At 63.0% G+C, this 26,158-nt stretch carries 23 protein-coding genes; 4 read left to right on the plus strand and 19 right to left on the minus strand.

Annotated elements, in window-relative coordinates:
- Positions 1 to 43 precede the first annotated feature (43 nt).
- The 16 genes from rpsQ to HV766_RS17480 form a co-directional block, all read right to left on the minus strand.
- The gene (gene rpsQ / locus HV766_RS17405) at positions 44 to 325 is read right to left on the minus strand and encodes a 30S ribosomal protein S17 (protein ID WP_006216549.1); all 282 of its coding nucleotides are present in this window, start codon (positions 323 to 325) and stop codon (positions 44 to 46) included.
- A gap of 2 nt (positions 326 to 327) precedes the next feature.
- Positions 328 to 519: a 50S ribosomal protein L29 gene (rpmC, locus tag HV766_RS17410; protein WP_003806912.1), complete on the minus strand. Its 192-nt coding sequence runs from the start codon at positions 517 to 519 to the stop codon at positions 328 to 330.
- Between the two features lie 11 nt (positions 520 to 530).
- A complete protein-coding gene (rplP, locus tag HV766_RS17415; RefSeq protein WP_006389610.1) occupies positions 531 to 947 on the minus strand; it encodes a 50S ribosomal protein L16 in 417 nt (138 codons plus the stop codon).
- A 2-nt stretch (positions 948 to 949) separates the two neighbouring features.
- Positions 950 to 1,744 (minus strand): 30S ribosomal protein S3, encoded by a 795-nt coding sequence (gene rpsC / locus HV766_RS17420; RefSeq protein WP_042795906.1) that lies wholly within the window; start codon positions 1,742 to 1,744, stop codon positions 950 to 952.
- Between the two features lie 9 nt (positions 1,745 to 1,753).
- A complete protein-coding gene (rplV, locus tag HV766_RS17425; RefSeq protein WP_043541551.1) occupies positions 1,754 to 2,083 on the minus strand; it encodes a 50S ribosomal protein L22 in 330 nt (109 codons plus the stop codon).
- Positions 2,084 to 2,086: 3 nt separating this feature from the next.
- On the minus strand, positions 2,087 to 2,362 hold the full coding sequence (rpsS, locus tag HV766_RS17430; protein WP_006216555.1) for a 30S ribosomal protein S19: 276 nt from the start codon (positions 2,360 to 2,362) through the stop codon (positions 2,087 to 2,089).
- A gap of 12 nt (positions 2,363 to 2,374) precedes the next feature.
- On the minus strand, positions 2,375 to 3,202 hold the full coding sequence (gene rplB / locus HV766_RS17435; RefSeq protein ID WP_054457285.1) for a 50S ribosomal protein L2: 828 nt from the start codon (positions 3,200 to 3,202) through the stop codon (positions 2,375 to 2,377).
- A complete protein-coding gene (rplW, locus tag HV766_RS17440) occupies positions 3,203 to 3,499 on the minus strand; it encodes a 50S ribosomal protein L23 (RefSeq protein WP_006216557.1) in 297 nt (98 codons plus the stop codon).
- Positions 3,496 to 4,116 (minus strand): 50S ribosomal protein L4, encoded by a 621-nt coding sequence (rplD, locus tag HV766_RS17445; RefSeq protein ID WP_013397019.1) that lies wholly within the window; start codon positions 4,114 to 4,116, stop codon positions 3,496 to 3,498. The genes rplW and rplD overlap by 4 nt, the downstream gene beginning before the upstream one ends.
- Positions 4,117 to 4,120: 4 nt before the next feature.
- On the minus strand, positions 4,121 to 4,810 hold the full coding sequence (gene rplC / locus HV766_RS17450; RefSeq protein WP_008168945.1) for a 50S ribosomal protein L3: 690 nt from the start codon (positions 4,808 to 4,810) through the stop codon (positions 4,121 to 4,123).
- 447 nt (positions 4,811 to 5,257) lie between these two features.
- Positions 5,258 to 5,569: a 30S ribosomal protein S10 gene (gene rpsJ / locus HV766_RS17455; protein ID WP_003806903.1), complete on the minus strand. Its 312-nt coding sequence runs from the start codon at positions 5,567 to 5,569 to the stop codon at positions 5,258 to 5,260.
- 75 nt (positions 5,570 to 5,644) lie between these two features.
- Positions 5,645 to 6,835, minus strand: coding sequence for an elongation factor Tu (gene tuf / locus HV766_RS17460; RefSeq protein ID WP_119449751.1), 1,191 nt, complete (start codon positions 6,833 to 6,835; stop codon positions 5,645 to 5,647).
- 76 nt (positions 6,836 to 6,911) lie between these two features.
- Complete coding sequence (fusA, locus tag HV766_RS17465; protein WP_054459383.1) at positions 6,912 to 9,014, minus strand: elongation factor G; 2,103 nt, start codon at positions 9,012 to 9,014, stop codon at positions 6,912 to 6,914.
- Between the two features lie 18 nt (positions 9,015 to 9,032).
- The gene (rpsG, locus tag HV766_RS17470) at positions 9,033 to 9,503 is read right to left on the minus strand and encodes a 30S ribosomal protein S7 (RefSeq protein WP_006216561.1); all 471 of its coding nucleotides are present in this window, start codon (positions 9,501 to 9,503) and stop codon (positions 9,033 to 9,035) included.
- A 166-nt stretch (positions 9,504 to 9,669) separates the two neighbouring features.
- Positions 9,670 to 10,047: a 30S ribosomal protein S12 gene (gene rpsL / locus HV766_RS17475; protein ID WP_005017264.1), complete on the minus strand. Its 378-nt coding sequence runs from the start codon at positions 10,045 to 10,047 to the stop codon at positions 9,670 to 9,672.
- A 550-nt stretch (positions 10,048 to 10,597) separates the two neighbouring features.
- Complete coding sequence (locus HV766_RS17480; protein ID WP_370528727.1) at positions 10,598 to 11,188, minus strand: response regulator transcription factor; 591 nt, start codon at positions 11,186 to 11,188, stop codon at positions 10,598 to 10,600.
- 383 nt (positions 11,189 to 11,571) lie between these two features.
- Between HV766_RS17480 and HV766_RS17485 the strand changes: the two genes are divergently transcribed.
- Genes HV766_RS17485 through HV766_RS17495 form a run of 3 tightly spaced genes read left to right on the plus strand, consistent with a single transcriptional unit; the run spans position 11,572 to position 15,763 of the window.
- Complete coding sequence (locus HV766_RS17485) at positions 11,572 to 12,288, plus strand: response regulator transcription factor (RefSeq protein ID WP_054459379.1); 717 nt, start codon at positions 11,572 to 11,574, stop codon at positions 12,286 to 12,288.
- 33 nt (positions 12,289 to 12,321) lie between these two features.
- The gene (locus HV766_RS17490; RefSeq protein WP_054459377.1) at positions 12,322 to 13,431 is read left to right on the plus strand and encodes a FecR family protein; all 1,110 of its coding nucleotides are present in this window, start codon (positions 12,322 to 12,324) and stop codon (positions 13,429 to 13,431) included.
- A 10-nt stretch (positions 13,432 to 13,441) separates the two neighbouring features.
- The gene (locus tag HV766_RS17495; protein WP_175181594.1) at positions 13,442 to 15,763 is read left to right on the plus strand and encodes a CHASE2 domain-containing protein; all 2,322 of its coding nucleotides are present in this window, start codon (positions 13,442 to 13,444) and stop codon (positions 15,761 to 15,763) included.
- 12 nt (positions 15,764 to 15,775) lie between these two features.
- Here the strand turns inward: HV766_RS17495 and HV766_RS17500 are convergent, their stop codons facing one another.
- Positions 15,776 to 17,050, minus strand: a complete 1,275-nt coding sequence (locus HV766_RS17500; protein ID WP_175160073.1) for a serine/threonine-protein kinase — start codon at positions 17,048 to 17,050, stop codon at positions 15,776 to 15,778.
- Positions 17,051 to 17,205: 155 nt separating this feature from the next.
- On the opposite strand from HV766_RS17500, the gene HV766_RS17505 reads away from it, so the two are divergent.
- Positions 17,206 to 17,601, plus strand: coding sequence for a TssQ family T6SS-associated lipoprotein (locus tag HV766_RS17505; RefSeq protein WP_054459372.1), 396 nt, complete (start codon positions 17,206 to 17,208; stop codon positions 17,599 to 17,601).
- Between the two features lie 108 nt (positions 17,602 to 17,709).
- On the opposite strand, the gene rpoC is transcribed toward HV766_RS17505, so the two are convergent.
- Positions 17,710 to 21,954, minus strand: a complete 4,245-nt coding sequence (gene rpoC, locus HV766_RS17510) for a DNA-directed RNA polymerase subunit beta' (protein WP_175181595.1) — start codon at positions 21,952 to 21,954, stop codon at positions 17,710 to 17,712.
- Positions 21,954 to 26,066, minus strand: coding sequence for a DNA-directed RNA polymerase subunit beta (gene rpoB, locus HV766_RS17515; RefSeq protein ID WP_054459368.1), 4,113 nt, complete (start codon positions 26,064 to 26,066; stop codon positions 21,954 to 21,956). The genes rpoC and rpoB overlap by 1 nt, the downstream gene beginning before the upstream one ends.
- Between the last annotated feature and the right edge of the window lie 92 nt (positions 26,067 to 26,158).

Below are 26,158 nucleotides of genomic sequence, written 5' to 3' on the forward strand. Positions count from 1 at the left end.
GTCTTATATCGGAACGGCGCGCCGTTCCGATGTACTGCTTTACTTAGATGATACGTGCGGCTTCAACCAGACGCACCACGCGCCACGACTTCGAGCGCGAGATGGGACGGCCTTCAGCGATTTCAACCGTATCGCCTTCGTTGTACTGGTTCGATTCATCGTGCGCCTTGTACTTCGCGGAACGCATGATGATCTTGCCGAAGATGGGGTGCTTGACGCGGCGCTCAACGAGCACGACGACAGTCTTGTCCATCTTGTTGCTGACGACCTTGCCAACCAGCGTGCGCTGGCGCTTGGCCACTTGGGTGTTTTGAGTTTCGCTCATCTTTATTTCCCTGCCTTCTCGGTCAGCAAGGTACGAACGCGCGCGATGTCGCGACGCACGTTGCGCAGCTGGCTGGTGTTGGCCAGTTGCTGCGTGGCCTTCTGCATGCGCAGACCGAATTGTGCCTTCAGCAGGCTTTCGAGCTCTTTGCCGAGCTCAGCGGCATCTTTCGAACGGAGTTCGCTAGCTTTCATGTTAGTACTCCTTAAGCACCGATATGACGCGCGACGAACGTGGTCGAAATCGGCAGCTTGGCAGCGGCCAGGCGGAAAGCTTCACGCGCGAGCTCTTCGCTAACCCCTTCCATTTCGTAGAGCACCTTGCCGGGCTGAATTTCAGCAACCCAGTACTCCGGGTTGCCCTTACCGTTACCCATACGGACTTCGGCAGGCTTCTGCGAGATGGGCTTATCCGGGAAAATGCGAATCCAGATACGGCCGCCACGCTTGATGTGACGATTGATGGCACGACGAGCAGCTTCGATCTGGCGAGCGGTCAGACGGCCACGGCCGGTGGCCTTCAGACCGAATTCGCCGAACGACACGTGGGTACCACGGGTCGCCAGACCGGTGTTGCGGCCCTTCTGCTCTTTGCGATACTTTCTGCGAGAGGGTTGCAGCATGGTTATTCTCCTTCAGGCGCCGGAGCAGCGTCCGCCTTGCGGGGACCACCACGACCACGACCACCCGGACGACCGGTGCGAGCACCGTCCGGACGATCACCACGCGGAGCGCGGCGCGGACGACGTTCTTCTTCGCGCGGGGCAGCGGTTTCCGGCGGCAATTCGCCGTTGGCCAGCATGTCGCCCTTGTAGACCCAGACCTTGATGCCGATCACGCCATAGGTCGTGTGGGCTTCGGAGGTGCCGTAGTCGATGTTGGCCTTCAGGGTGTGCAGCGGCACACGGCCTTCGCGATACCACTCGGTGCGAGCAATTTCGATACCGTTCAGACGGCCCGAGCTCATGATCTTGATGCCTTGGGCACCCAGACGCATGGCGTTCTGCATCGCGCGCTTCATCGCGCGACGGAACATGATGCGCTTCTCGAGCTGTTGCGAGATCGAGTCGGCGATCAGTTGAGCATCGGTTTCCGGCTTGCGGATTTCTTCGATGTTGACGTGCACAGGCACGCCCATCAGACGCTGCAGATCAGCCTTCAGGCTTTCGATGTCTTCGCCGCGCTTGCCGATCACCACGCCCGGACGAGCCGAGTAGACGGTGATGCGGGCATTCTTGGCGGGACGCTCGATGATCACGCGACCGACGGAGGCGCTCTTGAGCTTCTTCTTCAGGTACTCGCGAACGCGAATGTCTTCGGCCAGCATCGAGCCGAAGGCCTTGTCGTCGGCGAACCAACGCGAGGACCAATTACGGGTGACCGCGAGACGGAACCCAGTGGGGTGAATTTTCTGACCCATCGTGACTCCTTAAGCTCCGACCTTGACCGTGATGTGGCAGGTCTGCTTCTCGATACGGTTGCCGCGGCCCTTGGCGCGAGCGGAGAAGCGCTTCATCGACTGAGCCTTGTCCACGAAGATCGTGGTGACTTTCAGTTCGTCGATGTCGGCGCCGTCATTGTGCTCGGCGTTGGCGATGGCGGATTCGACAGCCTTCTTCAGGATGGCGGCCGCCTTCTTCGGCGAGAAGGTGAGGATGTTCAGCGCTTGCGAGACGGACTTGCCGCGGATCAGGTCCGCAACCAGTCGGGTCTTTTGAGCGGAGATGTGAACCCCACGGATAATGGCAGTAGTTTCCATCGCTTACCTCTTCGCCTTCTTGTCCGCGGCGTGACCCTTGAACGTACGGGTCAGCGCGAACTCGCCCAGCTTGTGACCGACCATGTTCTCGTTGATGTAAACGGGAACGTGCTGCTTGCCGTTGTGCACAGCGATCGTCAGACCGATGAACTCGGGCAGGATCGTGGAGCGACGCGACCAGGTCTTGATCGGCTTCTTGTCTTTGCCCGCGACGGCCGTGTCCACCTTTTTGATCAGGTGAGCATCGACAAACGGGCCTTTCTTGATCGAACGTGACATAGTGTTCGCCTCTTACTTGCGCTTGCGCCGTTGGACGATCATATTGTTCGTCCGCTTGTTGCGACGGGTCTTGTAACCCTTCGCCGGAGTGCCCCACGGGCTGACCGGTTCGCGTGCTTCGCCGGTACGGCCTTCGCCGCCACCGTGCGGGTGATCCACCGGGTTCATGGCAACGCCACGAACCGTCGGGCGGACACCGCGCCAACGCATTGCACCGGCCTTGCCGATTTGGCGCAGGCTGTGTTCTTCGTTACCGACTTCACCGATGGTGGCGCGGCATTCGATGTGCACACGGCGGACTTCACCCGAGCGCAGACGCACTTGAGCGTAGATGCCTTCGCGAGCCAGCAGGACGGCGGAAGCGCCGGCCGAACGGACCATCTGGGCACCCTTGCCAGGCAGCATTTCGACGCAGTGAATCGTCGTACCCACCGGGATGTTGCGGATCGGCAGCGTGTTGCCAGCGCGGATCGGGGCTTCGACGCCCGACAGCAGCGTGGCGCCAACTTCCAGACCGCGCGGAGCGATGATGTAGCGACGTTCGCCGTCGGCGTAGCACAGCAGAGCGATGTGCGCCGTACGGTTGGGGTCATATTCCAGACGCTCGACCTTTGCCGGGATGCCATCCTTGTCGCGACGGAAGTCGACGACGCGGTAGTGCTGCTTGTGGCCACCGCCACGATGACGGATCGTGATGTGACCGTTGTTGTTACGGCCAGAACCACGGGTCTTCTTTTCCAGCAGCGGCGCGTAGGGCTCACCCTTGTGCAGGTTCGGGCTGACAACCTTCACCATGCCACGGCGGCCAGCCGAAGTCGGCTTAACTTTTACGAGGGCCATTTACTTCACCTCCGCAAAGTCGATTTCCTGGCCGTCCTTGAGCGACACGTAAGCCTTGCGCTCATTGCGACGACGGCCAACGAATCGGCCAAAGCGCTTGACTTTGCCCTTACGGTTGAGGACCTGCACGGACTCGACCTGCACCTTGAAGAGCAGTTCGACGGCAGCCTTGATTTCCGGCTTGGTAGCGTCAGCCACGACACGGAAAGCGACTTGCTGATTCTTCTCGGCAACGAAGGTGGCCTTTTCGGTCACGATCGGGGCCAGAATGACTTGCATCAAGCGTTCAGCGTTCATCCCAGCATCTCCTCGAGTTGAGCGATGGCCGGCTTGGTGATCAGCACTTTCTTGTAGTGGACCAGCGACAACGGATCGGCATAACGGGGCTCGACAACAGCAACGTGCGGCAGGTTGCGGGTGGCGAGGTAAACATTTTCATCAACGCTGTCGGTGATGATCAGGACCGAGTCCAGGCCCAGGCTCTTCAGCTTGGCAGCTGCGTCCTTGGTCTTGGGCGATGCCAGATCAAACGATTCGACGACGGCGATGCGGTCTTCGCGAGCGAGCTGCGACAGGATCGAACGGATCCCGGCGCGGTACATCTTCTTGTTGACCTTCTGGCTGAAGTTCTCTTCGGGCGAGTTCGGGAAAATCCGACCACCGCCACGCCACAGCGGCGACGAAGTCATACCGGCGCGAGCGCGGCCGGTACCCTTCTGGCGCCAGGGCTTCTTGGTCGAGTGCTTGACTTCAGTGCGATCCTTCTGAGCGCGGTTACCCGAACGGGCGTTGGCTTGGAAAGCCACCACGATCTGATGAATCAGCGCTTCGTTGAAGTCACGGCCGAAGATGGTGTCCGGTGCGCTGAACGTAGCAGCGGCCTGACCTTGGTCGTTCAGGAGCTTGAGATCCATTTACTTACGCTCCCTTCTTGGCCGGGGCCTTGATGGCCGGGCGCACGACGATGTCGGCGCCAGCGTGGCCGGGGACAGCGCCCTTGACCAGCAGCAGGCCGCGCTCAACGTCAACGCGAACGACGTCGAGGTTTTGAACGGTGCGGGTGACATCACCCAGGTGACCGGCCATGCGCTTACCCGGGAAAATACGGCCCGGATCTTGAGCTTGACCAATCGAGCCCGGGACGCGGTGCGAACGGGAGTTACCGTGCGACGCGCGCTGCGAACCGAAGTTGTGACGCTTGATGGTACCGGCGAAGCCTTTACCAATGGTGGTGCCCGTGACGTCGACCTGTTGGCCGGCTTCGAACACCGATTCCACGGCGATCACGGAACCGGCCGCAAATTCAGCGGCGCGAGCGGGATCAAGGCGGAATTCTTTGAGGATGCTACCGGCTTCAGCGCCGGCTTTGGCGTAGTGGCCCGTTTGCGGCTGAGCCACACGCGAGGCACGACGAGTGCCATAAGCCACTTGGATCGCGGCGTAGCCGTCGGTTTCCAGCGACTTAACTTGGGTCACGCGGTTGTTCGACACGTCCAGCACGGTCACCGGGATGGATTCACCTTCCTCGGTAAAAATGCGGGTCATGCCGACCTTGCGACCCACCAGCCCCAGCCGGTGAGCGGCGGGCGTGGGTGTCGAATTCGACATCGTTTTCTCCATTCCCGACTGCGATTGGTCGGGGCTAATCAGGCAAAAGGTAACGGCCTTTGCCCTACGACTATGTTCAACCTGGTACGAATTCCGGCGGGGGCCGCCTTTCTTTTTCCCATAGTTGCTCTTGCCACAAAATGGCAAGCTTCGCATATTAGCACGTTTTTTCCAGTGGACACAAGCACTTAGCGCGCTTCGGCTCCACTGCAAAGGGCAAATTCACCACAGCCAGCATAAGCAGACCGCCTTGGCGGCGTTGGCTGGGGCTGAATCCGGTAGTGAGCGCCTGCTAACAAAATCCGGAAGGAAACGTTTGGGCGCCCTGCCCGCCCGGAACCGGGCGTCGCGCTCAGCGGTTCCAAAACAAAATGGCCGCACTCCCGAGGGATGCGGCCATTTTTATTTCGTGCCTGCCGGCGAAGGTAGCAGGCCCGAAGCGCTTTATTACTGCAGCGCGATTTCGACGTCGACGCCGGCCGGCAGGTCCAGACGCATCAGAGCGTCAACGGTCTTGTCGGTGGGATCAACGATGTCCATCAGGCGCTGGTGCGTACGGATTTCGAACTGGTCGCGCGACGTCTTGTTGACGTGCGGCGAGCGCAGGACGTCGTAGCGACGGATACGCGTGGGCAGCGGCACCGGACCGCGGACAACTGCGCCGGTACGCTTGGCGGTATCGACGATTTCAGCGGCCGATTGATCGATCAGCTTGTAATCGAAGGCTTTCAAGCGGATACGGATCTTTTGGTTTTTCATGGCGTTTCCTAAAGAACGAGAGGCGAAGGCGACGAGGCCGCCCTCGCTGGTTGTGTGCTGCTTAAGTGATCCGAATTACTTCAGGATCTTGGCGACGACGCCGGCGCCGACGGTACGACCGCCTTCACGGATGGCGAAACGCAGGCCTTCTTCCATGGCGATGGGGGCCAGCAGCTTGACCGTCATGGCCACGTTGTCGCCCGGCAGAACCATTTCCTTGTCGGCCGGCAGTTCGATCGTGCCCGTCACGTCCGTCGTGCGGAAGTAGAACTGGGGACGATAGCCTTGGAAGAACGGGGTGTGACGGCCGCCTTCTTCCTTGGACAGGATGTACACCTCGGAGGTGAAGTCGGTGTGCGGGGTGATCGAGCCCGGCTTGGCCAGAACTTGGCCGCGCTGGACGTCTTCACGCTTGGTGCCGCGCAGCAGGATGCCCACGTTGTCGCCGGCTTGACCTTGGTCCAGCAGCTTGCGGAACATTTCCACGCCCGTGCAGGTCGTCTTGACCGTCGGAACGATACCGACGATTTCGAGTTCTTCGCCGACCTTGATCACGCCGCGTTCGATACGGCCGGTCACCACGGTGCCGCGACCCGAGATCGAGAACACGTCTTCAACCGGCATCAGGAACGTGCCGTCCACGGCGCGCTCGGGCGTCGGGATGTACGAATCCAGCGCAGCGGCCAGAGCCATGATGGCCTGTTCGCCCAGTTCGCCCTTGTCGCCTTCCAGCGCCAGCTTGGCCGAACCCTTCACGATCGGGGTGTCGTCGCCCGGGAAGTCGTACTTCGACAGCAGTTCGCGGACTTCCATTTCCACCAGCTCGAGCAGCTCGGCGTCGTCAACCATGTCAGCCTTGTTCAGGAAGACGATGATGTACGGCACGCCAACCTGGCGCGACAGCAGGATGTGTTCGCGGGTTTGCGGCATCGGGCCGTCAGCGGCCGACACGACCAGGATCGCGCCGTCCATTTGCGCGGCGCCCGTGATCATGTTCTTCACATAGTCAGCGTGGCCCGGGCAGTCAACGTGCGCGTAGTGACGCGCTTCCGTTTCGTACTCGACGTGAGCCGTGTTGATCGTGATGCCGCGAGCCTTTTCTTCAGGAGTCGCATCGATCTGGTCGTAGCCCTTGGCTTCGCCGCCGAACTTGTTCGACAGAACGGTCGTGATGGCCGCCGTCAGGGTGGTCTTGCCGTGGTCAACGTGGCCGATGGTGCCGACGTTCACGTGCGGCTTGGTGCGTTCAAACTTGCCTTTTGCCATGATCTCTATCCTTTGACTTTCAAGGAAATTTCGATATTTGCCGCGCCGCCTTTTGGGCGGACGCGGCGAGGGTTATTTACTTGGCCCGAGCGGCGATGACTTCGTCAGCGACGTTCTTGGGAGCCTCGGAGTAATGCTTGAATTCCATCGTGTACGTGGCACGACCTTGCGTCAGCGAACGCAGGTTCGTGGCGTAACCGAACATCTCGGCCAGCGGAACTTCGGCCTTGATGGTCTTGCCGCCGCCAACCATGTCGTCCATGCCCTGAACCATGCCGCGACGCGAGGACAGATCGCCCATCACGGTGCCAGCGTAGTCTTCAGGCGTTTCGACTTCAACGGCCATCATCGGTTCCAGCAGCACGGGGCTGGCCTTGCGCAGACCTTCCTTGAATGCCATGGAGCCGGCCATCTTGAACGCGTTTTCGTTCGAGTCCACGTCGTGGTACGAACCGAAGAACAGCGTGACCTTGACGTCGACGATCGGGTAGCCAGCCAACACGCCCGAAGGCAGCGTTTCCTGGATGCCCTTGTCCACCGCGGGGATGTATTCGCGAGGAACCACACCGCCCTTGATGGCGTCCACGAATTCGTAGCCACCGCCAGGAGCCAACGGCTCGACCTTCAGAACCACGTGACCGTACTGACCGCGACCGCCCGACTGCTTGACGAACTTGCCTTCAACTTCGTCGCAGGTCTTGCGGATGGTTTCGCGGTAAGCCACCTGCGGCTTGCCGACGTTCGCTTCCACGCCGAATTCGCGCTTCATGCGGTCAACCAGAATTTCCAGGTGCAGTTCGCCCATGCCGGAAATGATGGTCTGGCCGGATTCTTCGTCGCTGCGCACGCGGAACGACGGATCTTCCTGCGCCAGGCGCGACAGCGCCAGGCCCATCTTTTCCTGGTCAGCCTTGGACTTGGGTTCCACGGCCTGCGAAATCACGGGCTCGGGGAACTCCATGCGCTCCAGCGTCACGTGCGAATCGACATCGCACAGCGTTTCGCCGGTGGTCACGTCCTTCAGGCCCACGACGGCGGCGATGTCGCCAGCCAGAACTTCCTTGATTTCCTCGCGGTTGTTCGCGTGCATCTGCAGAATGCGGCCGATACGCTCCTTCTTGCCCTTGATCGGGTTGAACACGGTGTCGCCCGACTTCAGGACGCCCGAGTACACGCGGACAAAGGTCAATTGGCCGACGAACGGGTCGGTCATCAGCTTGAACGCCAGCGACGAGAACTTCTCGCCGTCGTCAGCTTGACGCAGGACTTCGTTGCCGTTGTCATCGGTGCCTTCGACCGGCGGAATATCCACGGGCGACGGCAGGTAGTCGATGACGGCGTCGAGCATGCGCTGCACGCCCTTGTTCTTGAAGGCGGTGCCGCACAGCATCGGCTGGATTTCGCCGGCGATGGTGCGCTGACGGATGGCCAGGTTGATCTCGGCTTCTTCCAGCGAACCGGTCTCGAGGTACTTGTTCATCAGTTCCTCGGACGACTCGGCGGCAGCTTCGACCAGCTTTTCGCGCCATTCTTCAGCCGCGCCTTGCAGTTCGGCCGGAATGTCTTCGTAGTCGAACTTGATGCCTTGGCTGGCTTCGTCCCAGATGATCGCCTTCATCTTGACCAGGTCGATCACGCCCTTGAACGTGTCTTCGGCGCCGATGGGGATCACGACGGGGACGGGGTTCGCGCGCAGGCGGTTCTTCAGCTGGTCATAGACCTTGAAGAAGTTGGCGCCGGTGCGGTCCATCTTGTTGACGAAGGCCAGACGCGGCACGCCGTACTTGTTGGCTTGGCGCCACACGGTTTCGGACTGGGGCTGAACACCGCCCACCGCGCAGTAGACCATGCAAGCACCGTCCAGGACGCGCATGGAACGTTCCACCTCAATGGTGAAGTCCACGTGTCCCGGGGTGTCGATGATGTTGATGCGGTGTTCGGGATAGTTCTTGGCCATGCCACGCCAAAACGCCGTCGTAGCAGCCGACGTAATGGTGATGCCACGCTCTTGCTCTTGTTCCATCCAGTCCATGGTGGCTGCGCCATCATGCACTTCGCCAATCTTGTGATTGACGCCGGTGTAGAACAGGATACGTTCGGTCGTGGTGGTTTTCCCTGCATCGATGTGCGCAGAGATACCAATGTTGCGATAGCGCTCGATCGGGGTTTTGCGGGCCATGGTGGGTTAGTCCTTAAATTACCAGCGGAAATGGCTGAAGGCCTTGTTGGCCTCTGCCATCTTGTGCGTGTCTTCGCGCTTCTTCATCGCGGCGCCACGACCTTCGGAGGCGTCGATCAGTTCGCCAGCAAGACGCAGATCCATCGACTTCTCGCCACGCTTCTTGGCGGCTTCACGGAGCCAACGCATAGCCAGGGCCAGGCGGCGCACGGGGCGCACTTCAACCGGCACTTGGTAGTTGGCACCGCCAACGCGGCGGCTCTTCACTTCGACGATCGGCTTGATGTTGTTGATCGCCAGGCTGAAAACTTCGATCGGCTCCTTGCCGGTCTTGGTTTGCACTTGCTCGAGGGCGCCGTAAACGATGCGCTCGGCGACGGCCTTCTTGCCGTCCAGCATGACGACGTTCATGAACTTGGCGAGTTCGACGCTGCCGAACTTGGGATCGGGCAGAATCTCGCGCTTGGGTACTTCGCGACGACGGGGCATTGTTGCTTCCTTGTGTCTGTTCAGTTGAACCGTGTTTCATTACACGGCCATGGCCGTCCATGGAGACGACCCCTTACGTGCCGCGCACATTCCCATCATCTGGATGGCGCGGTCGCACTTCCCTAGTGACGGACTTCCGCCACGCGGGGGTACTGCTGACTCGTTATTAAGCCTTCTTCGGGCGCTTGGCGCCGTACTTCGAGCGGGCTTGCTTACGATCCTTGACGCCTTGCAGGTCGAGGGAACCGCGCACGATGTGATAACGCACACCGGGCAAGTCCTTCACACGACCGCCACGCACCAGAACCACCGAGTGCTCTTGCAGGTTGTGGCCTTCACCGCCGATGTACGAAATGACTTCGTAACCGTTGGTCAGACGCACTTTGGCAACCTTACGCAGAGCGGAGTTCGGCTTCTTGGGGGTGGTGGTGTACACGCGAGTGCACACGCCGCGGCGTTGCGGGCAGTTTTCGAGCGCGGGGCTCTTGCTTTTGATGATGCTGACTTCGCGCGGCTTGCGCACGAGTTGGCTAATGGTAGGCATGACCTTTGAAATCCCTTTTACGTACCACTGGGTAAGTACTTACGTACTCGTCTCCTCAAGCAGTGAACTTTCGGAGAAGGCAGTTCGCGCAAAACCGCCTCAAACGTTCGTATACGTAAAAGAGCGGGCTTGCCAACAAACTATGACAAAACGCACAAAGCTGGATGCCGTGGAGCGACGACGCCGGAAGGACCCGATGCCGCGAAGCCGTGTGGCCTGGAAGACGAAAGGCTCGTGACGCACCCCGTTCCCAGACACCGTACTTCTGAACCCTACCGCGGCCAGTTTTTGCGCGCGAAATAAAGCAGTAAGCCCTTTAGCATAACTGAGATAAAGGCTTGCTGTCAAAGAAAATTGTAAGGTCTGCGATGTGGCGTGTTGCCGGCAGAAGACCGCCCGTTCGGCGGCGCTCGCGGAAATTAGGGCCACATATGCCGAAAAACGGAAGCGGAAATTGGGGCCGCTGATCGTGACGAACCGCGGGAAAACGATAGGCGGACTTTCCGGCAGCAGCTGGCGCCAGGCACGCCAACCAGTGTACCCGCCCGCGTTACTGATCGGCGAACAGGTAGCCGCTGCCGTAGACCGTGCGGATCGGCAGCATCACCCCGGCCAGCTCGGCCTTGCGGCGCAAGCGGCTGACGATCACGTCGATGCTGCGCGAACCGCTGGCGCGCACCCCGCCGCCTTCAACCTGCAGCTCGTCGCCCAATTCAGTCCGGCCCACGGCCTTGCCCGCGACTTCCAGCAGCGAGCGCACGATCAGGCGTTCGTTGGCGGAGAGGGAGATGGTCGCCCCCGAGGGCGCCGCCAGGGTCCAGCCCTGGTCTCGCAGTTCCCACTGCCCGTTCTGGGCGGCCTCGGCCACGGACGCCGCGTCCTGCCCCGCGGGCAGGCGGCGCGCCAGGGACAGCAGGATGCAGGCCAGCTCGCGCGGATCCTGCGGATCTGGCAGACAGGCGTCTGCGCCGCTTTGCAGGCAGCGCAGGCGGCTATCCACCGACATGCCGCGCCCCGTGACCACGATGCCCATCGACGACGAGCCGTGCAGGCGCGCCACCAGGGCGTAGCCGATTTCACCCAAGGTCCCGACATCCAGGACCACGACGTCATAGCCGCCGCCGTTGAGCAATCCAAACAATTCGAGAGACGTCGAGCAACCGCGTGCAGAAATACCAGCTTGCAGCAATGCGGACACGGCAATGCCGCGAGCGGCCTCGTCCGGTGACATCATAAGTATGCGCAATTGATTCATATCTGTTCCATCCGACCAACAACCTCGACCGGCTCCGCCCCCGCCGTACTGCGGAGGGGAGAACGATTGAGACAGTGTGGCGCGTTGTTACGCAACAACTCCAGTCAAGATTCGTCAACTTTGCAATGTTTGACAGTTCTTGCCATAACGTAGCCAGCCGGGGCCCCTCCCGAGTTATCATTCGTTTACACCTATATATTCCTTTCTCATCTTGCAGTAGGGCGCCATAGCGCGCGCTTGCGTAGCAAACCTTCGCGAGAACACGTCTGATGAAAATCGCGTCGCTGGAAGACGACCTGGATCAAGCACGACGCATCCAGCAAGTTCTGACCACTGCCGGATACGACTGCACCAGTTATCAGCAAAGCCGGGATCTGCTGGCCGCGCTACGCACTGAGCATTTCGACCTGGTGCTGCTGGACTGGCATCTGCCCGACATCGACGGTGACGATGTGGTGCGGTGGCTGCGTGCCAATATCGGCCCGCGCATCCCGGTCATCTTCCTGACCAACCGGTCCAGCGAAGACGATCTGGTGGAAGGCCTGCGCGCGGGCGCGGACGACTACATCGTCAAACCGTTGCGCCCCCTGGAGCTGCTGGCCCGGGTGGCGGCCTTGCTGCGCCGCAGCCAGATTGCCGAGCCCGCGAACGATGCCTTCGACGTAGCGCGTTATCGCATCGAACCCGCCGCCCGCAGCATCACCCTGGATTCCGCGGTTGTGCCGCTCGCCCCCAAGGAATTCGAACTGGCGCTGCTGTTTTTCCGCAATGTCGGCCGCCTCATGTCCCGCGACGTGCTGGCTGAATGTGTATGGAACCGGGAAATTCCGGCCACCTCGCGCACCCTGGACACCCACTTGTCGAACATCCGGCAAAAGCTCCAGCTGCGTCCGGAACATGGCGTGCGTCTTACGTCTTCATATGCGTTGGGCTACCGGCTTGAGCTGATCAGCTCGCCGGAAGACATCGCAGTCAATCCGCAGTAAGCGCCTGCGCGCATCCCTGGAGAATCGAGAGTCATGAGCCGCTGCCGCGCGCTTTCTTTGCTTGCCCTGATGTCCTGCCTGACGTTGATGGCGCCGGCGCGCAGCCAGCCTGCCGGCGCGCTCGGAGATGATTTCATCTACCGCATACGGCAAGGCGATACGCTGATCGACCTGGCGACCCGCTATACGCACAAGCCGGCCAACTGGAACCAGTTGCAGACCCTGAACAAGGTCGTCACGCCCGAAACGCTGCCCATCGGGCTGGAGTTGCGCATTCCGCTGTCCATGATTCCCGTACGGCCCGCCGACGCCCGCGTCGTGCACGTCAGCGGCCAGGCGAACGTCGATGGCAAGCCCCTGCGGGCCGGCGATACCGTGGCCGAAGGCAGCACGGTCGGCACCGCCGCCAACGGCTTCGTGACGCTGGAGCTGGCCGATGGTTCCAAGCTGACGCTGCCGGCTGGCGGTTCGGTCGAATTGACGCGCCTGCGCCAGTTCGAAGGCACGGCGCTGACGGATTCCGTCGTCCAGGTGCAAAAGGGCGGCGTGGAATCGACCGTGGCACCGTCCGGACAGGGCGTGGGCCGCTTCGAAGTCCGCACGCCGGTCGCAGTCACCGGCGTGCGTGGCACGCGCTTCCGCGTACAAAGCGGCGCGCAAGGCGTGCACAGCGAAGTGCTGGAAGGCAGCGTGCGGCTGCAGCCCCACGCCCCCGGATCGGCCCCGGCCAAACCCGTGGCGGTGGCCACGGGCTACGGTGCGGCGGTCGGCGCGGACGGCGTCGTCTCGGGCATGCGCGCGCTGCTGGATGCGCCGCAACTGGGCACGCCCACGCGTGCGGGCGGCGGCGCCTGGACCGCTGACGTCTCGCCCGTGTCCGGCGCACAGAGCTATCTGGTGCGCGTCTCGCGCGATGCCGAAGGCGCGTTGCCGGTATCGTCGACGAGCTTCCCCACCAACGACATCCGCTTTACGGCGCCCGGTCCCGGCACCTACTACGTGTCCGTGCGCGCGGTGGATGACCTGGGCCTGAACGGGCGCGACGCGATCGCAACCTTCGAGGGCGCGAACATGCTCCTGACCTCCGACGGCTCGGGCGTCGCCAGCGGCACGGGCGGCCTGATCACGCTGACCGATTACTAGAGCCCGCCCCATGGCCGACGCCGATCCGCAGGACCGGACCTCGCGCTCAGGGCTGTGGCTGACTGTGGCTTTGGCGGCGCTTGCCGCCATCCTGGGCGCCTTCAACGGCCTGGGCCGTTTCGACCAGATTCTTTATGACCGCGCCTTGTCGGTAACGGGGCGTGCCGCCGATCCCGATATCCTGATCGTCGCGATAGACGATGACAGCGTCAAGGCGCTGGGCCATTGGCCCTGGCGGCGCGCGGTCCACGCGGCGCTGCTGGACCGGCTGCAGGGCGCTCGAGCCGTGGCTCTGGACCTGATCTTCGCCGAACCGGACATGGCCAATCCGAACGACGACCGCATTCTGGCCGACAGCATCCGGCGTCACGGACGCGCCGTCCTGCCGGTCGTATTGGACCGGCTCGACCGCCCTTCCGCCGTCAACGAACCCATCCCCGGCGTGGCGCAGGCCGCCGCCGCGAAAGGCTTCATCAACGCGCGCATCGACCCGGATGGCGTGGTGCGCGAAGCCACCCTGACCGCGCGGCTTGGAGACCGCCGCTGGAACCATCTGGCCTTGGCCATGCTGGACGTCGGCGGCGAACCGGATTCCGCGCAAAAGCTGTTGAAACGCGCCGCGCCTGACGGCAGCATCCTGATCCCCTACGCCGGCCCCACCGCGCATACGCGCACCGTGTCCTACCTGTCCGTGTTGCGCGGCGATCTGTCGCCGGAGGATCTGCGCGGCAAGTACGTGCTGGTCGGCGCCTGGGCCACCGGCCTGGGCGACGCTTACCCGACACCGGTATCGCATGACGTCAGCGGCATGTCGGGGGTCGAGATCATCGCCAACCTGCTGCACGCCGCGCGCGACGACATCGCCTATAGGCTGCCGCCCGCCTGGTGCAACGCGCTATTTGCGGCGCTGCCCGTGCTGCTGGCCTGCCTGGCCTTGTGGCGACTGTCGCCCAAGCGGGCCCTGCTGGTCAGCCTGGCGCTGTTCGCCCTCATCCTGCTGACGGCGCTGCTGCTGCTGGCCTATGCCTATGTGTGGTTCGCGCCGGCCGCGGCCCTGCTGGGCGTGACGCTGTGCTATCCGCTCTGGAGCTGGCGCAGCCAGGAGGCCGCGCTGCGCTACATGGACAACGAGCTGCGTCGCCTGCAGCGCGAGTACCCGCCGGTGCTGAACGAAGCCGGCGCCCAGGGCGCGGGACCCAGCGTGTCGCTGGAGAGCCGCGTCGGGGAGCTGCGCCGGGCGCTGGCCCGCGTGCGCAACCTGCGCCGCTTCCTGGCCGACGGCCTGGACGGCATGCCGGACGCCACGCTGGTTTTCGATCAGGACGGCCGCATGCAATTCCGCAACCAGGCGGCGGTCATGTATTTCCAGCGGCTGGGCATGCGCCCTCCCCGCGTCGGCCGCCCGGCCGCGCACCTGCTCGAGAAGACCATCTCCGATCCTGCCACGCGCCAACGCGTCGCCGAAGCGCTCAGCGGCCAAGGCCCGGTCGCCGCGCCATCGCCCTGGAGCGCCGACCTGGAGATACGCGACCACGCGGGGCGCGACCTGATCCTGAAATGCGCGCCCATCCATACCGCCGAAGGCAACTTCGCCGGCACCGTCACCACGCTGACGGACATCTCGCGCATCCGCCAGGCCGAACGCCAGCGCGAGGAAACCCTGCGCTTCATCTCGCACGACATGCGCGCGCCTCAAAGCTCGATCCTCGCGCTGGTCGAAATGAAGCAGGAAAGCGGCTCGGCCGAAGACCAGGGTGAAACCCTGGGCCGCATCGCCGCGCTGGCCAACCGTACGCTGCGCCTGGTCGACGACTTCGTGCATCTGACCCGTGCCGAGTCGATGACGATCAGCGCAGTAGAGCTGGATCTAGGCAGCCTGCTCCAGGACGCCGTGGACGAGTTCTGGGCCTCGGCGCAGAAGCGCGGCATTGAACTCACCCTCGCGCTGCCGCTGCCCGCCGCCTACGTCCGCGGCGATCAGACCCTGCTCATGCGCACGCTGTGCAATCTGATCGACAACGCCATCAAATACAGCCCGGCGGACACGCGGATCGAATGCGGCATCGACGAGGAACCCGGCTTCTGGCGCGTCAATATCCGCGATCAGGGCCAGGGTATCGCAGCGCAGGATCTGGCCCGCTTGTTCGAGCCGTTCTCGCGCGTGGGTGTGGAAACCCGCGGCGATGTCGGTGGCGCGGGCCTGGGCCTGGCATTCGTGCGCACGGTGGCCGAACGCCACGGCGGATCGGTCGAGGTCAGCAGCGAGCTGGGCGTGGGTTCGGTCTTCACGCTGCGCCTGCCGATGGCGCCGGAGGAGATGCCCGCGGCATAGCCGCGGCGATCCTTATTGGAAGACGTGCGAGATCACGGCGGGCTTGCCCGCCTTGACCTCCAGCGTCATGCGGTACGGGGGCAGATCGGCGTTGCGCAGCACCACCTGGTACTTGCCGGGTATCAGCCGCAGTTCCTTGACGGGCGGACTGATGCCCCGCGCCACGCCATTGATCCAGACCTCGCCCCAAGGGCGGATGTCCAACCGCACCAGCACGGGAACCGGCTTGGGCTTCGGAGCCTCTTCGGCCACGGCGGGAGTCTCGGCCGGCGCGGCCGCGGGCGGAGTTGACGTAGTCCCAGACGCCTCGGCTGGCACCGCCGGCTGAGCCGGGGTGTCGCTCTGGGCGGGTGCGCTTCCCGCGACTGGGGGTTGAGGTGCGGTTTCCTGCGGGGTTCGAACCTCGGGCAGCGACGGCGGCACCGCAGACGCGGCTCCCGGCGCCGGTTGCGATGGCGATGGCGGCGGCAGGGGATGCACCGCTGGCGGGTTCGGCTGGACCACTTCGGACCGGGTAATCAGCGCATTCGGCGCACCCATTCCCGACTCGAACCAGGCGTAAACGCCCGCGCCGATCAACGCCACGATGAGCAGCAGAACCAGCAGGGGATGGCGTCCGCGCGCAGGTTGATGCGCTGCGGCGGCAGCGGCGGGTGCCGCGCGCGAAGCCGGCGCCGGAATCACCGGGTCCGGCGCCGTTTCGACCGGCGCGGCGATGCCCAGCATGCCTGCCAGGTCGGCCAGCGTCTGCGGGCGGTCGGCGGGCGCCATGGCCAGGCCGGCGTCGATCACTGCCAGGAAGTCCTGGCTGTACTTCGGCAAACCCAGGGACGCAAGCGGCTCGTAGGTATCTTCCGCCCGGCGTTCAGGCGCCGGGGCGGGCTTGCTGCCGATGACCAGCGTATGCATCACCGCGCACAGGGCGTAGATGTCGCTCCAGGGGCCGCGCGGCCATTCCATCGAATCCGTGTAGAGTTCGAACGGCGCAAAACCCGGGGTCGGCGTGCGGGTAGCACGGCGCGAACGCGCCACGACCAGTTCAGGCACCAGATGGGCACGGGCGTTTTCGTCCATACCCACCGTATCCAGCGAAATATCGCCGCAGATTTCACCTTGGGCATGCAGCGCCATCAAGGACGGCAGCAGATCGGACAAAAGCCGCTTGATGCGGGTTTCCGGCACCCCCCCCGCCGTGCTGGCGGCGATGGCGCTCAGCGGACGCAGTGCAAGCGGCGCGGCGCCGGAAAAGGGGCCACGCGGCGTCAGGAGGCCGGCGGAAGAAGACATGATCGGGACTGCGCTGTCGCGCGACAGCTGAATTAACTATGGAATAAGGCGAATATTATCCAATCCGCACCGCAAGGACATTGCCGAAAATGTCCGAGCGCATCAGGCTGTGGCACGATAGCGTACCGCTAAACCCCTCTACACCTTTGGAAGCCATGAAAATTCGCGTTCTGAGTAGTCTGCTCGGCTTATCGGCCCTGCTGGCGGGCTGCGCCGGCGTCTCATCCCAAAAGCCGGAAGCGCCTCCCACCGCGGAAGCCCTGGACCAGCTGCAGCAGGTACGCGACAAATACAGCGCCGGCCGCTACGGAGAAGTCATCCGCGGCGTCGCCACCTCCGACGCCCTGGCCACCTCCACCAAGGCGGTACGCATCGAGGCCTACAAGCTGCAGGCGTTCAGCTACTGCGTAAGCAAGTATCCGCGGCTGTGCGAAGACAGCTTCGCCCGCATTCTGGCGCTGGACCCCGCTTTCGAACTGGCGCCCAACGAAGCCGGCCATCCCGTCTGGGGGCCCGTGTTCCGGCACGCGCAGGCGCAGGTCGCAAAGTAAGCTCCCCTGCGCCAGACAAAAAAAGGCCGCTGATTCGCATCAGCGGCCTTTTTGATTCCGGGCATGCCGCGCCGGACTGCGCGCGGCATCCCTGCCGGGTGCTTCCGCTTATGCGGCGGAATCCTCGGCGCCCAGGTCGGAAGCCGGCGTTTCCGCATCCGAGCCCACCGTGACCGGCGAGTCTTCGAACGGGTTGGCCAGCTGGCGGGCTGCTTCGCGTTCCGCAGCCTCCAGCGCTTCCTTGTCCTTGCGGGCATGGTGGTAAGCCAAGCCGGTACCCGCCGGGATCAGGCGGCCGACGATGACGTTTTCCTTCAAGCCGCGCAGGTCGTCGCGCTTGCCCATGATGGCGGCTTCGGTCAGGACCCGGGTGGTTTCCTGGAACGAAGCGGCCGAGATGAACGAGTCGGTCGACAGCGAGGCCTTGGTGATACCCAGCAGCACGTTGTCGTAGCTGGCCGGACGGCGGTCTTCAGCCGTGACGCGGTCGTTCTCGTTCAACAGCTCGGAGCGCTCGACCTGCTCGCCCGGGATGAACTCGGTATCGCCGGCGTCGACGATGTTCACGCGACGCAGCATCTGGCGGACGATCACTTCAATGTGCTTGTCGTTGATCTTCACACCCTGCAGACGGTACACGTCCTGCACTTCGTCGACGATGTAGGTCGCCAGCTTCTCGATGCCTTGCAGGCGCAGGATGTCGTGGGGATCGGCCGGGCCGTCCACGATCATTTCGCCCTTGTTCACCACTTGGCCGTCGTGCACCAGAACCTGCTTTTCCTTCGGAATCAGGAACTCGTGGCTCACGCCTTCCAGGTCGGTAATGACCAGACGCTGCTTGCCCTTGGTGTCCTTGCCGAACGAGACCGTGCCGGTGACGTCGGCGAGCATGCCGGCATCCTTCGGCGAACGGGCTTCGAACAGCTCGGCCACGCGCGGCAGACCGCCGGTAATGTCGCGGGTCTTTTGCGATTCTTGCGGAATACGCGCCAGAACTTCACCCACGGCAACCTGCTGGCCATCACGCACGGTAATCAGCGCGCCCACCGGGAACGAGATGTTCACCGAGTGATCGGTGCCGGCGATCTTGACGTCTTCGCCGTTCTCGTTGACCAGCTTGATCTGCGGACGCATGACGATCTTGCCGCCACGGGTCTTCGGCGTGATGACGACGAGCGTCGACAGGCCGGTGACTTCGTCCACCTGCTTGGCAACGGTCACGCCTTCTTCGATGTTCTCGAAGCGGACGGCGCCGCCGTATTCCGACACGATCGGACGGGTCAGCGGATCCCAGGTCGCCAGGCGCGCGCCAGCCTTCACGGCTTCGCCATCGCCCACCAGCACGGTCGCGCCGTACGGGATCTTGTGGCGTTCGCGTTCGCGGCCGTTGTCGTCGAAGATCGCCAGTTCGCCGGAGCGCGAGATCGCCACGCGTTCGCCCTTGGCGTTCGTGACGTAGCGCATCGTGCTGGCAAAACCGACGGTACCGCTGGACTTGGTTTCCACCGCGCTGGCCAGGGCCGAACGCGATGCCGCGCCACCGATGTGGAACGTACGCATCGTCAGCTGCGTGCCCGGTTCACCGATGGACTGGGCGGCGATGACGCCAACCGCTTCGCCCTGGTTGACCGGCGAGCCGCGGCCGAGGTCACGGCCGTAGCAGTGCGCGCACAGGCCATGGCGCGTTTCGCAAGTCAGCGGCGTGCGGACCTTGACTTCGTCCACGCCGATGCGGTCGATGGTGTCGACCATGTCTTCGTCCAGCAGGGTGCCGGCGACGATGGCCGTTTCCTGCGTGTCCGGGTTGACGATATCGACAGCAGCCACACGACCCAGGATGCGATCGCGCAACGGTTCGATGACTTCACCGCCTTCGACCAGGGCCTTCATGTTGTAGCCCTGCGAGGTGCCGCAATCGTCCTCGGTGATCACCAAGTCTTGCGTCACGTCGACCAGACGACGGGTCAGGTAGCCCGAGTTGGCGGTCTTCAGTGCCGTATCGGCCAGACCCTTACGCGCGCCGTGAGTCGAAATGAAGTACTGGAGTACGTTCAGGCCTTCACGGAAGTTCGCGGTAATCGGCGTTTCGATAATCGAGCCGTCCGGCTTGGCCATCAGGCCGCGCATACCGGCCAGCTGGCGGATCTGGGCGGCCGAACCGCGGGCGCCCGAGTCAGCCATCATGTAGATGGAGTTGAACGATTCCTGGCGCACTTCCTCGCCGTGACGGTTGATCACGGGCTCGGTGGCCAGTTGTTCCATCATCGCCTTGCCGACCTTGTCGCCGGCCTTGCCCCAGATGTCCACCACGTTGTTGTAGCGTTCCTGGGACGTGACCAGACCCGACGAGTACTGCTTGTCGATTTCCTTCACTTCGCGGCTGGCTTCGGCCAGGATGCCTTCCTTGGCGGTCGGGATCAGCATGTCGCCCATGGCGATGGAGATACCGCCGCGCGTGGCCAGGCGGAAGCCCGACTGCATCAGCTTGTCAGCGAAGATCACGGTGTCGCGCAGGCCGCAGCGGCGGAACGACTGGTTGATCAGGCGCGAGATTTCCTTCTTCTTCAGCGCCTTGTTCAGCACCGTGAAGGGCAGGCCCTTGGGCAGGATTTCGGACAGCAGCGCGCGGCCGACCGTCGTCTCGTGACGGCGGATCACCGGCTGCCATTCGCCGTTCTCGTCGCGCTCGTGTTCCTTCAGACGCACGGTGATGCGCGACTGCAGTTCGACTTCGCCGTTGTCGTAGGCGCGCTGCACTTCAGCGACGTCGGTGAAGAAGATGCCTTCGCCGCGGCCGTTGATGCGCTCGCGCGTCGTGTAGTACAGACCCAGCACGATGTCCTGGGACGGCACGATCGACGGTTCGCCGTTGGCCGGGAACAGCACGTTGTTGGAGGCCAGCATCAGCGTGCGCGCTTCCAGCTGGGCTTCCAGCGACAGCGGCACGTGAACGGCCATCTGGTCACCGTCGAAGTCGGCGTTGAACGCCGCGCAAACCAGCGGGTGCAGCTGGATCGCCTTGCCTTCGATCAGGACCGGCTCGAACGCCTGGATGCCCAAACGGTGCAGCGTGGGCGCACGGTTCAGCATGACCGGGTGTTCGCGGATGACTTCTTCCAGGATGTCCCAGACCACCGGTTCCTGGCTTTCCACCAGCTTCTTGGCAGCCTTGATGGTCGTGGCCAGGCCCATCATCTCCAGACGATTGAAGATGAACGGCTTGAACAGTTCCAGGGCCATCAGCTTGGGCAGGCCGCACTGATGCAGCTTGAGCTGCGGACCCACCACGATGACCGAACGGCCCGAGTAGTCGACGCGCTTGCCCAGCAGGTTCTGACGGAAACGACCGCTCTTGCCCTTGATCATGTCGGCCAGGGACTTGAGCTGGCGCTTGTTGGCGCCGGTCATGGCCTTGCCGCGGCGACCGTTGTCCAGCAGCGAGTCGACGGCTTCCTGCAGCATCCGCTTTTCGTTGCGCAGGATGATTTCCGGAGCCTTCAGCTCCAGCAGGCGCTTCAAGCGGTTGTTGCGGTTGATGACGCGGCGGTACAGGTCGTTCAGGTCGGAGGTCGCGAAGCGGCCGCCGTCCAGCGGCACCAGCGGACGCAGGTCCGGCGGCAGCACGGGCAGCACTTCCATGACCATCCACTCGGCCTTGATGCCGGACTTCTGGAAGCCTTCCAGCACCTTCAGGCGCTTGGAGATCTTCTTGATCTTGGCTTCCGAGCTGGTGGCCTTCAGTTCGCCGCGCAGCGTTTCCACTTCGCGGTCGATGTCGATGGTGCGCAGCAGTTCGCGCACGGCTTCCGCGCCCATCAGGGCACGGAAGTCGTCGCCGTACTCTTCGGTCTTGGCGAGGAAATCGTCATCCGACATGATCTGGCCGCGCTTGAGCGGCGTCATGCCGGGTTCGATCACGCACCAGGCTTCGAAGTACAGAACGCGTTCGATGTCGCGCAGGGTCATGTCGAGCACCATGCCCAGACGCGACGGCAGGCTCTTCAGGAACCAGATGTGCGCGACGGGGCTGGCCAGCTCGATGTGGCCCATGCGTTCACGGCGGACCTTGGCGACGGTGACTTCCACGCCGCACTTTTCGCAGATCACGCCGCGATGCTTCAGGCGCTTGTACTTGCCGCACAAGCACTCGTAGTCTTTGATCGGGCCAAAGATCTTGGAGCAGAACAGGCCGTCGCGCTCGGGCTTGAACGTACGGTAGTTGATGGTCTCGGGCTTGCGAACTTCGCCGTAGGACCACGAACGGATCTTCTCGGGCGAGGCGATGCCGATCTTGATGGCATCGAACTGCTCGTCTTGCGAGACTTGCTTAAAGAGGTCGAGTAGCGCTTTCATTAGTTACGCTCCAAATCCATGTCCAGGGCCAACGAGCGGATTTCCTTGACCAGCACGTTGAACGATTCCGGCATGCCGGCGTCGATGACGTGGTCGCCCTTGACGATGTTTTCGTATACCTTGGTACGGCCGGTGATGTCGTCGGACTTCACCGTCAGCATTTCCTGCAGGGTGTAGGCGGCGCCGTATGCTTCCAGCGCCCACACTTCCATTTCCCCGAAACGCTGACCGCCGAACTGCGCCTTGCCGCCCAGAGGCTGCTGGGTAACCAGCGAGTACGGGCCGGTCGAACGCGCGTGCATCTTGTCGTCGACCAGGTGGTGCAGCTTCAGGTAGTGCATGTAGCCGACCGTGACCGGACGCTCGAACTGCTCGCCGGTGCGGCCGTCGTACAGCCACGCCTGCGTGCGCGAAGGCGTCAGCGCCATGCGCTTGGCGACTTCGTCCGGATAGGCCAGTTCCAGCATCGTGGTGATTTCCTCTTCGGTCGCGCCGTCGAAGACGGGCGTCGCGAACGGCACGCCGTTCTTGAGGTTCTGCGCCATTTCCATGACTTCTTCGTCGGTCAGCTCGTCGATGCGCGCACCGGTGCCGGTCGTGTTGTAGACCTTGTCCAGGTAGGCGCGGACGTTCTTGACCTGCGCAGTGCGCTCGTCGCGCAGCATGTCGGCGATGCGGTGGCCCACGCCCTTGGCAGCCCAGCCCAAGTGCACTTCCAGCACCTGGCCGACGTTCATCCGCGAGGGCACGCCCAGCGGGTTCAGAACGATGTCGGCCGGCGTGCCGTCAGCCATGTGCGGCATGTCTTCCACCGGGGTGATGCGCGAAACCACGCCCTTGTTGCCGTGACGGCCTGCCATCTTGTCGCCAGGCTGCAGACGACGCTTCACGGCCAGATAGACCTTGATCATCTTCAGCACGCCCGGGGGCAGCTCGTCGCCTTGCGTCAGCTTCTTGCGCTTTTCTTCGAAAGCCAGGTCGAACTGGTGGCGCTTCTGCTCCAGCGATTCCTTGGCCTGCTCCAGCACGACGGCGTGCGGCTCGTCGGCCAGGCGGATGTCGAACCACTGCCAGCGGTCCAGATCAGCCAGGTATGCCTTGGTGATCGTGGCGCCCTTGGCCAGCTTGCGCGGGCCGCCGTTGACGGTCTTGTTGACCAGCATCTTTTCGATACGGTCGAACTGGTCGTTTTCAACGATGCGCAGCTGGTCGTTCAGGTCCTGGCGATAGCGGCGCAGTTCATCGTCGATGATGGACTGGGCGCGCTTGTCGCGCACGATGCCTTCGCGCGTGAACACTTGCACGTCGATCACGGTGCCGGTCATGCCCGAGGGCACGCGCAGCGAGGTGTCCTTAACGTCGGACGCCTTTTCACCGAAGATGGCGCGCAGCAGCTTTTCTTCCGGCGTCAGCTGGGTTTCGCCCTTGGGCGTGACCTTGCCGACCAGCACGTCGTCGGCGCTGACTTCGGCGCCGATGTACGTGATGCCCGAATCGTCCAGACGGTTCAGTTGCGTCTCGGCCAGGTTGCTGATGTCGCGCGTGATTTCTTCCGGACCCAGCTTGGTGTCGCGGGCGACGACCGTCAGTTCCTCGATGTGGACCGAGGTGTAGCGGTCATCGGCAACAACCTTTTCGGAGATCAGGATCGAGTCTTCGAAGTTGTAGCCGTTCCAGGGCATGAACGCGATCAGCATGTTCTGACCCAGGGCGAGTTCGCCCAGGTCGGTCGATGCGCCGTCAGCCAGCACGTCGCCCTTGGCGACCTTGTCGCCACGCTTGACGATGGGACGCTGGTTGATGTTCGTGTTCTGGTTGGAACGGGTGTACTTGATCAGGTTGTAGATGTCGACGCCGACTTCGCCAGCGACGTTTTCTTCATCGTTCACGCGGATCACGACACGCTCGGCATCGACGTGGTCGACCAGGCCGCCACGCAGGGCTTGCACGGTCGTACCCGAGTCAACGGCCACGGTGCGCTCGATGCCCGTACCCACGACCGGCTTTTCCGGACGCAGGCAAGGCACGGCCTGACGTTGCATGTTGGCGCCCATCAGCGCGCGGTTCGCGTCGTCGTGCTCCAGGAACGGAATCAGCGAGGCGGCGACCGACACGATCTGCGACGGGGCAACGTCCATGTAGTGCACGTTGGCCGGGGCGGTCAGCATGGTTTCGCCGGCTTCGCGGCAAGCCACCAGGTCGTCCACGAAGCGGCCTTCCTCGTCCAGCGCGGCGTTGGCCTGCGCAATGACGTAGTGGCTTTCTTCGATGGCCGACAGGTAGTCGATCTGCTCGCTGACCTTGCCGTCGATGATCTTGCGGTAAGGCGTTTCCAGGAAGCCGTACTCGTTCAGGCGAGCGTACAGCGCCATGGAGTTGATCAGGCCGATGTTCGGGCCTTCCGGCGTTTCGATCGGGCAGACGCGGCCGTAGTGGGTCGGGTGCACGTCGCGGACTTCGAAGCCGGCGCGCTCGCGGGTCAGACCGCCCGGGCCCAGTGCGGAAACGCGGCGCTTGTGCGTGATTTCCGACAGGGGGTTGGTCTGGTCCATGAACTGCGACAGCTGGCTCGAACCGAAGAACTCCTTGATGGCAGCCGAGATCGGCTTGGAGTTGATCAGGTCGTGCGGCATCAGGTTTTCCGTCTCGGCCTGGCCCAGACGTTCCTTGACGGCGCGCTCGACGCGCACCAGGCCGGCGCGGAACTGGTTCTCGGCCAGTTCGCCGACGCAACGCACGCGACGGTTGCCCAGGTGATCGATGTCGTCGATCTGGCCACGGCCGTTACGCAACTCGACCAGCACCTTGATGGTTTCAAGGATGTCTTCGTTGGTCAGCGTCATCGGACCGGTGATGTCTTCACCACGGCCCAGACGGCTGTTGACCTTCATGCGGCCGACGCGCGACAGATCGTAGGTTTCTTCGCTGTAGAACAGACGCTGGAACAGCGCTTCCACCGCTTCTTCGGTGGGCGGTTCGCCAGGACGCATCATGCGGTAGATGGCAACGCGCGCGGCCATCTGGTCGGCGGTTTCATCGGTGCGCAGCGTTTGCGAGATGTACGGGCCGCGGTCCAGGTCGTTCGTGTAGAGGGCCTGGATGTCGTGCACGTTGGCGGCGCGCAGGGCGCCCAGCACGCTTTCCGTGATTTCGTCGTTGGCGTTGGCGATGACTTCACCGGTGTCCGGGTCGACGATGTTCTTGGCCAGCACGCGGCCATACAGGAAGTCTTCCGGCACGGAGATGCGCTGGATGCCGCCGGCAGCCAGGTCGCGCAGATGCTTGGCGTTGATGCGCTTGTCTTTTTCGACGATGACCTTGCCGCTACGGTCGCTGATGTCGAAACGGGCCATTTCGCCCTTCCAACGCTCAGGAACGAATTCCATCATCGCGCCTTCGCTCTTCAATTCGAAGTTGTCGAAGTCGAAGAAGTTGGCCAGGATCGATTCCGGCGTCATGCCGATGGCCTTGCACAGGATCGTGACGGGCATCTTGCGGCGACGGTCGACGCGGAAGAACAGGACGTCCTTCGGATCGAATTCGAAGTCCAGCCACGAGCCGCGGTAAGGAATCACGCGGGCCGAGAACAAGAGCTTGCCGGAGCTGTGGGTCTTGCCGCGGTCGTGCTCGAAGAACACGCCAGGCGAGCGGTGCAGCTGCGAAACGATGACACGCTCGGTGCCGTTGATGACGAAGGAACCCGTGCCCGTCATGAGCGGAATTTCGCCCATGTAGACTTCCTGTTCCTTCACTTCCTTCACGGTGGGCTTGCTGACTTCGCGGTCAAGCAGCACCAGGCGGACCTTGGCTCGCAGGGGCGAGGCATAGGTCAAGCCACGTTGCTGACATTCCTTGACATCGAACACCGGTTCGCCGAGCACATAGCTCACGAACTCCAAGCGCGCCATACCGTTGTGACTAACGATCGGGAAAATCGACGAGAACGCCGCCTGCAAACCGTCGGCTACGCGATCGGACGGGGCGGTATCCGCCTGCAGGAAAGTTAGGTAGGATTGAAGCTGTGTCGCCAACAGGAAAGGAACGTTTTGAACGTCTTCACGCTTGGCGAAGCTTTTGCGGATGCGCTTTTTTTCGGTGTACGAGTAAGGCATGAGCACTCCGACTCGAGGTTGCATGGGCCGTCAACCACGGCCCCAGGTGATACGACTCCAGGAAACCCCCCTGTAAAGGGCATACCCCCAGT

It is taken from the genome of Achromobacter aegrifaciens (assembly GCF_902859735.1).
GTDB lineage: Bacteria > Pseudomonadota > Gammaproteobacteria > Burkholderiales > Burkholderiaceae_B > Achromobacter > Achromobacter aegrifaciens.

What these genes read in the sequence shown, in the direction of transcription:
- rplC (WP_008168945.1), bottom strand. Translation starts at nt 4,810, where the DNA reads ATGTCGAATTCGACACCCACGCCCGCCGCTCACCGGCTGGGGCTGGTG.
- HV766_RS17500 (WP_175160073.1), bottom strand. Translation starts at nt 17,050, where the DNA reads ATGTCTTCTTCCGCCGGCCTCCTGACGCCGCGTGGCCCCTTTTCCGGC.
- rpsC (WP_042795906.1), bottom strand. Translation starts at nt 1,744, where the DNA reads ATGGGTCAGAAAATTCACCCCACTGGGTTCCGTCTCGCGGTCACCCGT.
- HV766_RS17505 (WP_054459372.1), top strand. Translation starts at nt 17,206, where the DNA reads ATGAAAATTCGCGTTCTGAGTAGTCTGCTCGGCTTATCGGCCCTGCTG.
- fusA (WP_054459383.1), bottom strand. Translation starts at nt 9,014, where the DNA reads ATGGCCCGCAAAACCCCGATCGAGCGCTATCGCAACATTGGTATCTCT.
- rpoC (WP_175181595.1), bottom strand. Translation starts at nt 21,954, where the DNA reads ATGAAAGCGCTACTCGACCTCTTTAAGCAAGTCTCGCAAGACGAGCAG.
- HV766_RS17495 (WP_175181594.1), top strand. Translation starts at nt 13,442, where the DNA reads ATGGCCGACGCCGATCCGCAGGACCGGACCTCGCGCTCAGGGCTGTGG.
- tuf (WP_119449751.1), bottom strand. Translation starts at nt 6,835, where the DNA reads ATGGCAAAAGGCAAGTTTGAACGCACCAAGCCGCACGTGAACGTCGGC.
- rplW (WP_006216557.1), bottom strand. Translation starts at nt 3,499, where the DNA reads ATGAACGCTGAACGCTTGATGCAAGTCATTCTGGCCCCGATCGTGACC.
- rpsS (WP_006216555.1), bottom strand. Translation starts at nt 2,362, where the DNA reads ATGTCACGTTCGATCAAGAAAGGCCCGTTTGTCGATGCTCACCTGATC.
- rpsG (WP_006216561.1), bottom strand. Translation starts at nt 9,503, where the DNA reads ATGCCCCGTCGTCGCGAAGTACCCAAGCGCGAGATTCTGCCCGATCCC.
- rpoB (WP_054459368.1), bottom strand. Translation starts at nt 26,066, where the DNA reads ATGCCTTACTCGTACACCGAAAAAAAGCGCATCCGCAAAAGCTTCGCC.
- rpsL (WP_005017264.1), bottom strand. Translation starts at nt 10,047, where the DNA reads ATGCCTACCATTAGCCAACTCGTGCGCAAGCCGCGCGAAGTCAGCATC.
- rpsQ (WP_006216549.1), bottom strand. Translation starts at nt 325, where the DNA reads ATGAGCGAAACTCAAAACACCCAAGTGGCCAAGCGCCAGCGCACGCTG.
- rplP (WP_006389610.1), bottom strand. Translation starts at nt 947, where the DNA reads ATGCTGCAACCCTCTCGCAGAAAGTATCGCAAAGAGCAGAAGGGCCGC.
- rpmC (WP_003806912.1), bottom strand. Translation starts at nt 519, where the DNA reads ATGAAAGCTAGCGAACTCCGTTCGAAAGATGCCGCTGAGCTCGGCAAA.
- rplV (WP_043541551.1), bottom strand. Translation starts at nt 2,083, where the DNA reads ATGGAAACTACTGCCATTATCCGTGGGGTTCACATCTCCGCTCAAAAG.
- rplB (WP_054457285.1), bottom strand. Translation starts at nt 3,202, where the DNA reads ATGGCCCTCGTAAAAGTTAAGCCGACTTCGGCTGGCCGCCGTGGCATG.
- HV766_RS17490 (WP_054459377.1), top strand. Translation starts at nt 12,322, where the DNA reads ATGAGCCGCTGCCGCGCGCTTTCTTTGCTTGCCCTGATGTCCTGCCTG.
- rplD (WP_013397019.1), bottom strand. Translation starts at nt 4,116, where the DNA reads ATGGATCTCAAGCTCCTGAACGACCAAGGTCAGGCCGCTGCTACGTTC.
- rpsJ (WP_003806903.1), bottom strand. Translation starts at nt 5,569, where the DNA reads ATGAAAAACCAAAAGATCCGTATCCGCTTGAAAGCCTTCGATTACAAG.
- HV766_RS17485 (WP_054459379.1), top strand. Translation starts at nt 11,572, where the DNA reads ATGAAAATCGCGTCGCTGGAAGACGACCTGGATCAAGCACGACGCATC.